The sequence below is a fragment of the Pseudomonas sp. NBRC 111124 genome (assembly GCF_001320245.1).
Lineage (GTDB): Bacteria > Pseudomonadota > Gammaproteobacteria > Pseudomonadales > Pseudomonadaceae > Aquipseudomonas.
Genome location: NZ_BCBA01000013.1, coordinates 137535 through 150994 on the forward strand (window position 1 = coordinate 137535; position 13460 = coordinate 150994).

Genomic DNA, 13460 nt, shown 5'->3' on the forward strand with positions numbered 1-13460 from the left:
CTATCTACCACCCTGCACGATGCGCCTGCAGCCAGTCTTGCCCTTTTTCCAAAGTGGCAAGATTGCGGGAGCAGATCATGAAAAAGCGCCAGCCCCCTGTCGGCCAAGCCGGCAAACACTACGTCAAACAGGTACTGACCTACCTGCCTCGCCCGGATCGCTACGCCAGGGAAGCCATCCTCGAATGGGCCCGACGGCAGCAACTGGAACTCGACCCCGATCAGACGCTTGCTGTCAGCCTGCACTGCAGATTCGTGCCCGGTCGGGGCTGGCTCGCACAAGTGGCCGAGGAGATGACCATGACCGAGGCTTTGCTGACCAATTGGCAGGACCGCTCCCAGTCACTGACCGTGCAGCAAGCGGCCCAGCTTGCCTTGAACCCGCTTGCCGGTGCGTTCGACCTGCTCGGTGCATTACCTGAACTTCAGCTACCGCATGGCCGCCAGCCTTGGGCCAAGGCGTTTGGCGCAAGCCAGGTGCAAATCGTCGAACAGCTGCCCAAGGCCGGCCTGTGGCAGGACATTGAAATCTCTACCGTTTTCCATGGGCTCTTCCGCCAGAGCCAACCCATGCGCTATGACGCCAGTACCTTTGTCCTGTTCGACGCTACGGCATTTCAGGCTTTCATCTGGCAACTGGAGTTTCATGAGGTGTACAAGCGCCAGCTTGCAACGTTCTGGAAGTACGCGTTCAACCACTACGTCGTCAGTTCACGCATCGCCTTCCTGGCCGCCTGCAACCAGCAGACCCAGCAAGGCAACCTGAGCGAGCGCGGACGCAGCCTCGCCTGGCGAGCTGTCGGCGTCGAGCGCTGGCACCACGACAGCAGGCTCAGCCACAACGGCGTCATCGCCAGAATGCTCAATATCAATGGTTACCGCTCAAGCGACATCCTTTGCCTGAGCGATGCTCGCAATGGCCTGACCCTGCTCTACATACCCGGCAACGCGAGCCCCCTTCATGAGTTCGGCAGCATCAGTGCCATGCGCACCTGGCTTGCCAGGCAATGCCGAGATGCCAGCAAGCGTGCCGCACTCCTCACACACTTCTGCGCCAGTGACATTGCCGATCGCCTCACCCGCTCCGGACTGGCCACCATTGTTCAGGGCATGGCGGCCTACCCGCCTCGCCACATCATCCTGCCGGCCACCTCCGTCTACCGGTTGGTGAGAGTCTGGAACCCACATGCCTTGATCAATTTCAAGGCCGACACCTACAGCCCACAGATCGAAAACGATGTGTTCACGGCTTGCGCCCAGGCACAGCAACTGCGTAGCCAAAGCGACGGCGACTACCTGATTACCCGCGACAGTGACGTCACCAAGGCGGCCTGGCGTAGCTACTTCTACCTGACCATGAACTTGCTTACGCCGTTTCTGCTGGTGGCCCCCGAGCTCGTTCCTCTGCTGGCCATCGCCGGTGCTGCGCAGTTTGGTGTAGGCCTGGACCAGATGCTCAATGACAAGCATTTGGAACAGCAGGAAGAAGGCGCTGAGCAAGCCGTTTTCGGCTTGCTGAATGCCGCTCCCGGGCTGGCTCGGGGCGTGCGCGCGAGCAAGACCCTGTTCGGTAGTCGCCCGCTGGGCTTCATCAAACCCGTCAGGCTCAATGGTCGAATCGGCTACCCACTGAGCCCGATAACACCGCCTCACCTGCCAGGAGCAGCGATGTCGCCATTTTTCCGTGAGCTGGCCGAAGTCGGCGAGCAGGCGGTCGTCGCCAGCCTGGAGGCCGACCCGCACATTGCCCGCTGCGTCATGCGCTTTCGGGCATTTGGCACAGGCGACGAACTGATGGGCGATGTCGGAAACGGCCTACAACCGCTGTACTACGATGCCAGCCAAGACAGTTTCGTGCTCAAGCATGCTGATGGAACAAGAGGTGCCCAGCACTACATCGCAAGCGCCGACCCGCTTCGCCCTGGTACCAGCCGACTGGTGATCGATTCCGAACCTTCCCGTGAAATAAGCCCGGCGACACGTTCACGAACACTGCGCGCACTGGGTATCGACGTGCAGCTGCCGCTAGACCTGGATGCGCTCGGCGACGAACGGGGGCTACCCGTTCCCAAGCAGGTATTTCATATCTGGGTGGGCGATCGGATTATTGCCGGGGATTACCTTGATGCACTGGACAATAACGTCAACGTGCTGCGCAACAGCGACTTCAAATTGAAGCTCTACCTTTCCAAGGCCGATCCGCAGGCATTCGAAGGAAACATGGCCTTGCTGCAAAGCAGGATGCAGAACGGCCTGGAGGTCGCCACCCTGGAGCATCAGGCCTTCTACCGCCAGTTCATGCAAAGCGAGTACTTCGAACAGTACCAGGCAGCGATCCATGGCAATGGCGCGGTAGCGTCCAACTTTTCATCGGCATCGGACATCTTGCGCTACCGGATACTGCACAGCGAAGGCGGTATCTACCTGGACATGGATGATCACCTGTTGACCGAACCTGATCTCGCGAGCGGGCAGCCGCGCGCCAGCATCGACAGTGTGTCACTCAATACGCCCCTCGACGGCCTGCTGCTACGCAGCCCGGTGTGCAACGCGCAACTTGGGCTGTATACCCGTTACAACACCAGCATGATCGGCAGTCGCGCCTTCAATCCGGTGTTGAATGATGTGTCCGACGAGATTCTCAATCGCTACCTCACCCCAGAGGGCCAAGACTTCTATCGGGCACCCAAGCCTGCGCGGGAAAACGAAGCCGCGTTCCAGGCCTACACCCGCCAGCTCAACCAACTGACAGGCCCTGCGGTGCTCAACCACGTAATCGATCAACGCTTGCCAGCGCTCTATACCTACAGGCAGCTGGCGGATCTGGCCAACATTCACACCCTGTACTTCGAAGCATTGCTGGACGAATCGGCTCTTCGACGGGCAGAGCAGCGGCTACTGCCTCTGGAATATGTGGCCACTGCCGGGAACGCGCAGGGCTACTGAATCTGCCAAGCCTTGACCGTCCGTTGCAGCAAACCCGATAGGTATCTACCACCGCGCAAGCCCCGCGCCCGCTCATCCTTCCCCGCCCCACTCCGTGCAGGATGAGCATCATGTCCACAAACAATGTCAACGCCCTCGGCGTGCAATACGTGCGCGATCATCTGGGCAATGTCCCACGCCCGGACCGCGAAGCCAATCGACTGATCCGCCAATGGCTCGCACCGCGCGGCATCGATATGGACCCTGAGCAGATCGAGGTGGTCACGCTGCACTACCGCAGCGATGGCCCAGGTGGCCACCTGGCCACCGTCGTCCAGCGACAAAGTCTGACCCAGGCGCTGCTGGGCAACTGGCAGGGTGAATCGAACAACGACCTGTTCGGGGGACTGTTCGCAGCCCCCTGGGCAGGCACCCTGCCCAATGGTCCGATACGCTTGGTCGAGGCCCTGCCAGCGCTTGGGTTCAACCACTACGGCGCTGATTACCACGTGTTCAACGGTTTGTTCCGGCGCAGCGAACCGGCCCGCTATGACGCCTCCACGCACTTGCCAATCGCTGCCGAGGCCTTTCAGCAGTTCATCGAGCAGCTGGACTTTCATGCCCCCTTCAAGGCCATGCTCGACACTTACTGGCGCGAGCATCTGGCCAGCTACCGATTGTCTTGCAAGCTCAATTTCGTCGCTGCCTGCAACCTTCAAGTCGGGCAAGGCAGCCTCAGCGATGCGGGGCGCAAACTGGCCTGGCGCGCCGCCAATCTGCTGCCACGTGGCCGGGGGGTGCGCCTGAGTACGTTGAATATCTACGGTTACGCAGCAACCGACCTGCTGTACATCAACGACGCCAATACCGACCTGACCTTGCTGTATGCGCCGGGCAACAGCGCTCCCCTGCTGGAATTCGCCAGCGAAACGTTGCTCAAGGATTGGGTCGGCCAACAGTGCAAAGATCCCGCCAAGCGCCGAGCACTGCGCCAGCATTTCCGGCTGGCCGATGGCCCTCAAGGGCTGGACTTCAGCGGCCTGGACACGGCGCTTGAGGGTTTGGGCGAATACCCCCGCAGCCATCGGCTACCGCCAGAGCACGGCTATTTCAACGATGATGGCGTGTGGTCGCCACGCGTCTATGTGAATTATCGCCCAAACACGTACAACCCCAGAATATCCGGCGACCTGTTCCAGGCATTGGCCGAACGGCAGCGCCAACGCAGCCATGACGATGCCGACTTCATCATCACGCCCGACAGCGAAGTCACCAAGGCGCGCTGGCGCAGCTACCTGGCTACCACGCTCAACCTGGTAGCGCCGATTAGCCTGGTAGTGCCTGGCCTGGCACCGCTGCTCGCGCTCGGCGGCATTGCCCAGCTCGGTTTCGGGCTGGACCAGGCAATCAACGGCAAACACCTGCAAGACCAGCAGGAAGGTGTCGCCAACATCACCTGGGGCCTGCTCAACGCTGCCCCCGTGATCGTGCACGGCGCGCTCAGACGCCGCGTGCTGTTCGAAGCCAAGAACGACCGTTTCGTACCGCCCAGCCGCCTCAACGACCAGATCGGCTATCCGTTGAGCCCGCTGATGGCACCGCACCTGCCGGACATCGACGTCGCGCCCTACTTCCACATCCATGACCCGGTTGCGCCATTGCCCGACGGCGATCAAGCCATTGCCAACTCGGTCATCCGTGTACCGCGTTATGACGGCAGCCCCGACACGCTCGATTCACGCATCGATAGTTACAACGCTCGCGTCATCTATGACATGGCTGAAGACGTTTTCATTGAGGAAAATGCGCTCAATGATATTGAGCCAGTACGCTACGTTGCTCGCCCGAACAGCGGCAACCTTCATCCGCTGGAGGCGCCACGAGCGGTAACCGATGCCATGCGCATCCGCAGTTTGCGCGCGCTGGGCGTCGACCTACCATTACCTGTTGAAATGCCCGGCGTAGCGCCGGGAAGCACACCGATCCCAAAGCGGCTCAATTGCCTGTGGGTCGGTGACAAGATCATCACCCAGCCCTTGCTCGACAACCTGGCTAGCAATGCCGCCCGCCTGGGTGACAGCGCGTATAGCATGCGGCTGTTCCTTTCCAACGTTTCACCCACCGCCTATGAAGCAAACCTGCGCCTGCTGACCGAACAGGCTCCCGGCTTGCAGGTACTGCCGCTCGAGCAGCAGCCCTTCTTCAGGGCATTCCGGCAGAGCCCCTACCATGCGCAATACCAGGCAGCGCTCGACGGCAACGGCGGTGTTGCCAGCAACTACGCCTCGGCGGCGGATGTGCTGCGTTACCCCATGTTGCACCACGAGGGTGGCCTGTATATGGATGTGGACGACTCGCTGCTGGCACACACCGAGCCAGGCGAACACATCGATCAGGTGCCATTGCTCGCCACGGCAGACGGCCTGCTGCTGGCGCCCCCCATGTCCAATGAAAAGCTGGGCATGAACTGCCTGTACAACACCAGCCAGATCGGTAGCCACCCCGGCAACCCGACCCTGCTGGCGATTTCCGAGGAAATGCGCACTCGCTACCTGGCCAACCCGGACTTTTACGACCACAGGCCGACGCTGCGTGAAGACCCACAAGGCTTCTATCGCTATGCCAACCGCCTCAGTCATCTCACCGGGCCGGCGCTGGTCACCGCTGTGGTCGATCAGCGCCTGCCGGCCCTGCGCACCTTGCGCCAGATCATGAACCTCTATGCCATGCCACGCATGAACGCATGGCAATTCGTCGACCTGGAGCACTATCAGGCGGTGCTGCGTGAACTGCTACCGCTCAACCGCTTCGCCAAGGTCGGCGGCTTCCATTCCTGGGCGCGTCCCTGAAACGGTCAAGAAAAAGGCGACCCGAGGTCGCCTTTTCTGCCATCACTCGCTGCGATGCAACTTGCTCATCAACTCGGCCTCAGCCTGGGTCAGGCCGCAGGTTTCGGTGAGCTCCGCCACACTCGCGCCCATGCCCACCAGTTTGGCGGCCTGGGTGAAGGTCACGCTGTGGGGGTCGCGCTGCTCCAGTTGCTGGAGCTTTTCCGGCAGCGGCGCTACGGTCGCGCGCAGCTCATGGAGAGCTTCACCCATGCGCACGGTACCGTTCTGGTAGTCGTCCAGGCGCTTGGCCAGGTCCTTGATGCGCTGGTCGCGCAGGGCATCGCCCACGGCCTGCTGCGCCGCCAGTTCACGCTGGCGCTTGCTGTAGTTGAGGAAGAACCACAGGCTCAAGGCCCACAGCAGCGCCAGGAAGATTACCGCCACCTCGAAAATCAACTCAGATGTTCTCCAGCTCGGACCACTCTTCCTCGGTCATCATCTTGTCCAGCTCGACCAGGATCAGCAGCTCGCCGTTCTTGTTGCACACGCCCTGGATGAACTTGGCCGACTCTTCATTACCCACGTTCGGCGCGGTTTCGATTTCCGACTGACGCAGGTACACCACCTCGGCAACGCTGTCGACCAGGATGCCGACCACTTGCTTGTCCGCTTCGATGATGACGATGCGGGTGTTGTCGGTCACGTCCGACGGCATCAGGCCGAAACGCTGGCGGGTGTCGATCACCGTCACCACATTGCCGCGCAGGTTGATAATGCCGAGCACATAGCTGGGCGCACCCGGCACCGGCGCGATCTCGGTGTAGCGCAGCACTTCCTGCACCTGCATGACGTTGATGCCGTAGGACTCGTTGTCCAGACGGAAGGTTACCCATTGCAGGATTGGATCTTCAGAACCTTGCGCAGACGACTTTTTCATTCCCCTAGCCCTCTAAATCCGCTGTTGGCGGTTGTGTTCGGTGTTATTTCTGTTTGGCATGCAACTGCTTGACCGCACCGCTGGCGATCAGCTCGGCCAGTTCGGCGACGTCGAGCAGTGCACACATGTGTTCGATGACCGTGCCGGCCAACCAGGGGCGCTGGCCACGCTGGCTGCGCCATTTGATCTCGGCCGGGTCCAGGCGCAGCGAACGGCTGACCTGATGCACGGCCAGGCCCCATTCGTAGCCCTGCACGGAAATCACGTAATTCAGGCCCTGGCGAAAATCATCGCGGTAGCGGTCGGGCATGACCCAGCGCGCGGTGTCCAGCACCTTGAGGTTGCCGGCCTGGCACGTGAGGATGCCAAGGAACCAGTCCGGCTGGCCGAACAGCGGCGTCAGCTCCTGGCCCTCCAGGCTATAGATCGAGCCCAGGCAGACCAACGGTACCGCCAGGGTCAACCCGGCAACGTCGAACAGCAGGCACTCGAACGGCTCGGCCGCCCAGGCCGGGCGGCCATCGTCACTGGCCGGCGGGACCGGCGTGTCCGCCATGCCTGCCGCTGGCAGGTGCACGTCCACCAACGGTGCAACCGGCTCCGAAGCCTGCACCTCAGTGAGTACCGGGATGCTGGCTTCAGCCACCACTGCAGTCTCGACCACCGCCACCACCGGTTCCTCGACCGGGAGCACGCCTGGCAGCACCTGCAACTGCGGTTCGGCAAACGGCTTGGCCGCAGGCGTCGGCTGGCGGGCATCATGCGCCTGCTCCTCGCGCACGGCGGCGGCGAATTCGTCGCTAGTCGGGGCTTCGACCGGTGCGGGCAGGTCCAGGATATCTTCAGCCTCGGTGGCCTCCTGCAACAGCCCGTCGAGGTAGGACTGCAAGGCCAGTTGCGGCTTGGTACCGACAGGCCGGCTCATGAAACCACCTGCGCGGCCGGCTTGTAGGTAAGCATATGCTTGAGCAGCGCACGGTAGGCGATCACCCCGCGGCTCTTGCCGTCGAACTGCGACGGCGTGACGCCATTGCGACTGGCATCACGCAAGCGGGTATCGACCGGGATGTAGCCCTGCCACACCTGCTGTTCGTACGTATCGCGCAGCACCTTCAGCGTGCCCAGCGACGCCTGGGTGCGGCGGTCGAACAGGGTCGGCACGATCTGGTAAGGCAGCGCCTGCTTGCGCGAGCGGTTGATCATGGCCAAGGTGCCGATCATGCGCTCCAGGCCTTTCACCGCAAGGAATTCGGTCTGCACCGGGATCACCAGCTGCTGGCTGGCGGCCAGGGCGTTGACCATCAGCACACCCAGCAAGGGCGGGCTGTCGATCAGGGCAAAATCGAAATCCTGCCACAGCTGCGCCAGACTCTTGGCGATCACCAGGCCCAAACCACTCTGCCCCGGCGACTGGCGCTCCAGCACGGCCAAGGCGGTGCTCGACGGCAGCAACGAGATGCGCTCATCGCTGGTCGGCAGCAACAACTGCCCCGGCAGGCCCTCGGGCACGCTGCCCTTGTGCAGGAACAGGTCGTAGCAGCTGTGCTCCAGGGCGTCCGGGTTGTGCCCGAAATAGCTGGTCATCGAGCCATGCGGGTCGAGGTCGACGACGACCACGCGCTTGCCCGCCTCGGCCAGCAGGCCGGCCAGGGCGATGGTGGTCGTGGTCTTGCCCACGCCCCCTTTTTGATTGGCTACTGCCCAGACTCTCATAGGACAACTCTTGTCTCATTGGTGCCGCCGGCTCCCACAGGGCATGCGGTGACGGAGAATTGACGGCTCACGGGGCCGTCGTCGCTGCAGGGGCTGGCGGTGCACTTTGTGTGCCAGCACGGCGCAGCGCTGCATCCGCCGTGGCATTGGCGCTGCCCGAGCCGGTCAGGCTGCGGCGCACTTCAAGGTTGCGGGAAATCACCAGTACCACCCGCCGATTGCGTGCGCGCCCTTCGGCCGTGTCATTGCTGGCGACCGGCTGGTATTCGCCATAGCCCACCGAGGCCATGCGCGCCGGGTTGACCCCTTCCATGGCCAGCAGGCGCACGATGCTCGCCGCCCGAGACGCCGACAGCTCCCAGTTGGTCGGGTACTGCGCCGTACGGATCGGCAGGTTGTCGGTGAAGCCCTCGACGTGCACCGGGTTGGCGAACGGTTTGAGGATGCTGCCGACTTTCTCGATGATCGCGAACGCCTTGTCACTGGGCATGGCATCGCCACTGCCGAACAGCAGCGACGAGTTGAGCTCGATCTCCACCCACAGTTCGTTGCCGCGCACGGTCATCTGGTCGGACTTGATCAGGTCGCCGAAGGCATCGCGCACGTCGTCGCTGATGGTCTTCAGCGGGTCGACGTTGGTCTGCGCCAGGCCCGCATCGGTCTGCTCGCTGTCCTTGATCAAGGGCTCTGCCGGTTTCACGCTGAGCGGCTGCTCATCGCCGATCGGGATCGGCTTCATGCTGCGCTCAGGGTCGTTGAACACCCCGAGCAGCGCTTGCGAGATGACCTTGTACTTGCCCTCGTTGATCGAGGAAATCGAATACATGACCACGAAAAAGGCGAACAGCAAGGTGATGAAGTCGGCGTACGACACCAGCCAGCGTTCGTGATTCTCGTGTTCCTCGGTATGACGGCGACGGCGCATGGCTTACTCCATGAAGCCTTGCAGCTTCAGCTCGATCGAGCGCGGGTTCTCGCCCTCGGCAATCGACAGCAAGCCTTCGAGCAGCATCTCGCGGTAGCGCGACTGGCGCATGACGATGGCCTTGAGTTTGTTGGCAATCGGCAGCAGGATCAGGTTGGCACTGGCCACGCCGTAGATGGTGGCGACGAAGGCCACGGCGATGCCGTTGCCCAGCTGCGACGGGTCGGCCAGGTTGCCCATCACATGGATCAGGCCCATGACCGCACCGATGATACCGATGGTTGGCGCATAGCCGCCCATGCTCTCGAACACCTTGGCCGCCTGGATATCGCGGCTTTCCTGGGTCAGGAAGTCGACTTCGAGGATGCTGCGGATCGATTCCGGCTCGGCGCCATCGACCAGCAGCTGCAGGCCTTTGCGGGCGTACGGGTCGGGTTCTGCATCGGCCACGCCTTCCAGGCCGAGCAGGCCTTCCTTGCGCGCCACCAGGCTCCAGTTGACCACCCGGTCGATACCGCCGGCCAGGTCGACCCGCGGCGGGAAGAAGATCCAGCGCAAGATCTGCAGCGCACGCTTGAAGGCCGGTAGCGGCGACTGCAGCAAGGCCGCCGCCAGGGTGCCGCCGAGCACGATCAGGCCGGCCGGGCCATTGAGCAAGGCACCGACGTGGCCGCCTTCGAGGAAGTTGCCGCCTACGATGGCGACGAACGCCAGGATCAGGCCTATCAGGCTAAGCACATCCATCAGACACAAGCCTCGACCAGGTGTTTGCCGATTTCATCCAGGCTGTACACCGCGTCGGCCAGGTTGGCTTTGACGATGGCCATGGGCATGCCGTAGATCACACAGCTGGCCTCATCCTGCGCCCATACGGTACTGCCGCCCTGCTTGAGCAGGCGCGCGCCTTCACGGCCATCGGCGCCCATCCCGGTGAGCACCACCGACAGCACCTTGTCACCGTAGGACTTGGCCGCCGAGCCGAAGGTGATGTCCACACACGGCTTGTAGTTCAGGCGCTCGTCGCCCGGCAGAATCTTCACCGTGCCACGGCCGTCGATCATCATCTGCTTGCCGCCAGGGGCCAGCAGCGCCAGGCCCGGGCGCAGCATGTCGCCGTCCTCGGCTTCCTTGACGCTGATCTTGCACAGCTTGTCGAGGCGCTCGGCAAAGGCCTTGGTGAACGCTGCGGGCATGTGCTGGATCAGCACGATCGGCGCCGGGAAGTTGGCCGGCAACTGGGTCAATACCCGCTGCAGGGCCACCGGGCCGCCGGTGGACGTACCAATCGCCACCAGCTTGTAAGGCTTGCGCTTGGGTGCCGGGGCATGTGCCGCAGCCGGTGCTGGCGCCGCCGCGCGAACAGGCGCGGCAGCACGGGCCGGCGCGGTGCTGGCCAGGCTGCTGGCCTGTGCGTGGCTGCTGGCCGGCGCTGGTGCGGTGACCGGCGCGTGGCTGGCGTAGCTGCCAAAACGGCGGTTGCTGCGCGAGAGGGTGTGTACCTTTTCGCACAGCAGCTGCTTGACCTTCTCCGGGTTGCGCGAGATGTCTTCGAAATTCTTCGGCAGGTAGTCCACCGCACCGGCATCCAGCGCGTCGAGGGTGACACGGGCGCCTTCATGGGTCAGCGAGGAGAACATCAACACCGGCGTCGGGCAGCGCTGCATGATGTGCCGCACGGCGGTGATGCCATCCATCATGGGCATTTCGTAGTCCATGGTGATGACATCAGGTTTGAGCGCCAGTGCCTGGTCGATCGCTTCCTTGCCGTTGGTCGCGGTGCCGACCACCTGGATGGTCGGGTCCGCCGAGAGGATTTCCGAAACGCGGCGGCGGAAGAAACCGGAATCATCCACCACCAGGACCTTGACTGCCATAAACACTCCATTAGGCGGCGCAACCCGCCAGGGTGCGCCGCCGAAAATCAGATACGCCGTGCCGCGTAACGCTTGAGCATGCTCGGCACGTCGAGAATCAGCGCGATGCGTCCATCACCGGTGATGGTCGCACCGGACATGCCCGGGGTGCCCTGCAGCATCTTGCCCAGCGGCTTGATCACCACTTCTTCCTGGCCCACCAGCTGGTCGACCACGAAGCCGATACGCTGGGTACCGACCGACAGGATCACCACATGGCCCTCGCGCTGCTCCTCGTGCACCTGGCCCTGCACCAGCCAGCGCTTGAGGTAGAACAGCGGCAGCGCCTTGTCGCGCACGATCACCACTTCCTGGCCGTCGACCACATTGGTGCGCGACAGGTCGAGGTGGAAGATCTCGTTGACGTTGACCAGCGGGAAGGCGAACGCCTGGTTGCCCAGCATCACCATCAGGGTCGGCATGATCGCCAGGGTCAGCGGCACCTTGATGACGATCTTCGAGCCCTGGCCCTTGGCCGAGTAGATGTTGATCGAGCCGTTGAGCTGGGAAATCTTGGTCTTCACCACGTCCATGCCGACGCCGCGGCCGGACACGTCGGAAATTTCGGTCTTGGTCGAGAAGCCCGGGGCGAAGATCAGGTTGTAGCAGTCCGATTCGCTCAGGCGATCGGCGGCGTCCTTGTCCATCAGGCCCTTTTCCACGGCCTTGGCGCGCAGGATGTTCGGGTCCATGCCCTTGCCGTCATCGGAGATCGACAGCAGGATGTGGTCGCCTTCCTGTTCCGCCGACAGCACCACGCGACCGGTCCGGGCCTTGCCGGCAGCTTCACGCTCCTCCGGCATCTCGACACCGTGGTCGACGGCGTTGCGCACCAAGTGCACCAACGGGTCAGCCAGGGCCTCGACGAGGTTCTTGTCGAGGTCGGTCTCTTCACCGACCAGCTCCAGGTTGATCTCTTTCTTGAGCTGCCGAGCCAGGTCACGGACCAGGCGCGGGAAGCGCCCGAAGACCTTCTTGATCGGCTGCATGCGGGTTTTCATCACCGCAGTCTGCAAGTCGGCGGTGACTACGTCGAGGTTGGACACGGCCTTGGACATGGCCTCGTCGCCGCTGTTCAGGCCCAGGCGCACCAGGCGGTTACGCACCAGCACCAGTTCGCCGACCATGTTCATGATCTCGTCCAGGCGCGCGGTGTCCACGCGCACGGTGGTTTCCGCTTCGCTGGCAGGCTTTTCCGCGGCCGGGGCCGGCGCGCGGGCAGGCGCGGCAGGCTTGGCGGCGACGGGCGCGGCGGCTGCAGGCTTGGCGACCGGTTTGCTTTCAGCTTTTGCCGCCATTGGCGCAGCCACGGCGACAGGGGCTTCGGTAGCCTCTGTTTCACCGCTGAATTTGCCCTTGCCGTGCAGCTGATCAAGCAGCGCTTCGAACTCGTGCTCGGTGATCTCGTCGCTGCTGGCAGGCGCGACAGCGCTTGGCACCGGAGCCGTGGCGGCCGGCAAGGCGTCTGCCTGGAAGGTGCCCTTGCCGTGCAACTGGTCCAGCAACGACTCGAATTCTTCGTCAGTAATCTCGTCGCTCACCGGCGCACTGGCGGCGACCACCGCCTCGGTGGCGGCAACTTCGGGCGAGAACTGGCCCTTGCCATGCAACTGGTCGAGCAGCGATTCGAATTCGGCGTCAGTGATGTCATCACTCGCGCCGCTCAGGGGCTCGCCCTGCAGCTGCTCTTGGGCAGCAGCCGCTTCGGCCTTGACCGCGTCGAGCGAGTCGAGCAGCTGTTCGAATTCGGTATCGGTGATGTCCGTCTCGCTGGCCACAGGCTCCGGCGCCGCTTCGACCACCGCTGCCGGGGCGTCAGCGCTGGCCGGTTCCGCCAGGCGCGACAGGGCCGCCAGCAACTCCGGGGTCGCCGGGGTCACTTCACTGCGCTCACGCACCTGGCCGAACATGCTGTTGACCGCGTCCAGCGCCTCGAGCACCACGTCCATCAGTTCCGCATCGACCCGGCGCTCACCTTTGCGCAGGATGTCGAACACGTTCTCGGCGATGTGGCAGCACTCCACCAGCTCGTTCAGCTGAAGGAAGCCGGCGCCCCCTTTTACAGTGTGGAAACCGCGAAAGATCGCATTGAGCAGGTCGGCATCGTCGGGCCGGCTTTCCAGCTCGACCAGTTGCTCGGACAGTTGCTCAAGAATTTCGCCGGCTTCTACCAGGAAATCCTGAAGGATTTCTTCATCGGCGCCGAAGCTCATTAAA

At 63.0% G+C, this 13460-nt stretch carries 10 protein-coding genes; 2 read left to right on the forward strand and 8 right to left on the reverse strand.

Annotation, left to right across the window (positions count from 1 at the left end):
• Positions 1–77: 77 nt before the first annotated feature.
• On the forward strand, positions 78–2945 hold the full coding sequence (locus tag APH28_RS07235; protein WP_060508276.1) for a dermonecrotic toxin domain-containing protein: 2868 nt from the start codon (positions 78–80) through the stop codon (positions 2943–2945).
• A 110-nt stretch (positions 2946–3055) separates the two neighbouring features.
• Entirely contained in the window at positions 3056–5773 is a 2718-nt protein-coding gene (locus tag APH28_RS07240; RefSeq protein WP_060508277.1) for a dermonecrotic toxin domain-containing protein, read from the forward strand.
• A 42-nt stretch (positions 5774–5815) separates the two neighbouring features.
• On the opposite strand, the gene APH28_RS07245 is transcribed toward APH28_RS07240, so the two are convergent.
• From APH28_RS07245 to APH28_RS07280, 8 genes are all read right to left on the reverse strand, one after another.
• Entirely contained in the window at positions 5816–6211 is a 396-nt protein-coding gene (locus tag APH28_RS07245) for a DUF2802 domain-containing protein (protein ID WP_060508278.1), read from the reverse strand.
• 1 nt (position 6212) lies between these two features.
• Entirely contained in the window at positions 6213–6692 is a 480-nt protein-coding gene (locus tag APH28_RS07250; protein ID WP_016393802.1) for a chemotaxis protein CheW, read from the reverse strand.
• 43 nt (positions 6693–6735) lie between these two features.
• Positions 6736–7617: a CheW domain-containing protein gene (locus tag APH28_RS07255; RefSeq protein ID WP_060508279.1), complete on the reverse strand. Its 882-nt coding sequence runs from the start codon at positions 7615–7617 to the stop codon at positions 6736–6738.
• Positions 7614–8405 carry a ParA family protein gene (locus tag APH28_RS07260; RefSeq protein WP_060508280.1) on the reverse strand — a complete coding sequence of 264 codons (792 nt, stop codon included), beginning with the start codon at positions 8403–8405 and terminating at the stop codon, positions 7614–7616. Before APH28_RS07260 ends, APH28_RS07255 begins: the two co-directional genes overlap by 4 nt.
• A gap of 67 nt (positions 8406–8472) precedes the next feature.
• Positions 8473–9330 (reverse strand): flagellar motor protein MotD, encoded by an 858-nt coding sequence (motD, locus tag APH28_RS07265; protein ID WP_060508281.1) that lies wholly within the window; start codon positions 9328–9330, stop codon positions 8473–8475.
• A 3-nt stretch (positions 9331–9333) separates the two neighbouring features.
• Positions 9334–10074: a flagellar motor protein gene (locus APH28_RS07270; protein WP_060508282.1), complete on the reverse strand. Its 741-nt coding sequence runs from the start codon at positions 10072–10074 to the stop codon at positions 9334–9336.
• Entirely contained in the window at positions 10074–11204 is a 1131-nt protein-coding gene (locus APH28_RS07275) for a chemotaxis response regulator protein-glutamate methylesterase (protein WP_060508283.1), read from the reverse strand. Before APH28_RS07275 ends, APH28_RS07270 begins: the two co-directional genes overlap by 1 nt.
• Before the next feature lie 47 nt (positions 11205–11251).
• Entirely contained in the window at positions 11252–13456 is a 2205-nt protein-coding gene (locus APH28_RS07280; RefSeq protein WP_060508284.1) for a chemotaxis protein CheA, read from the reverse strand.
• Positions 13457–13460 lie beyond the last annotated feature (4 nt).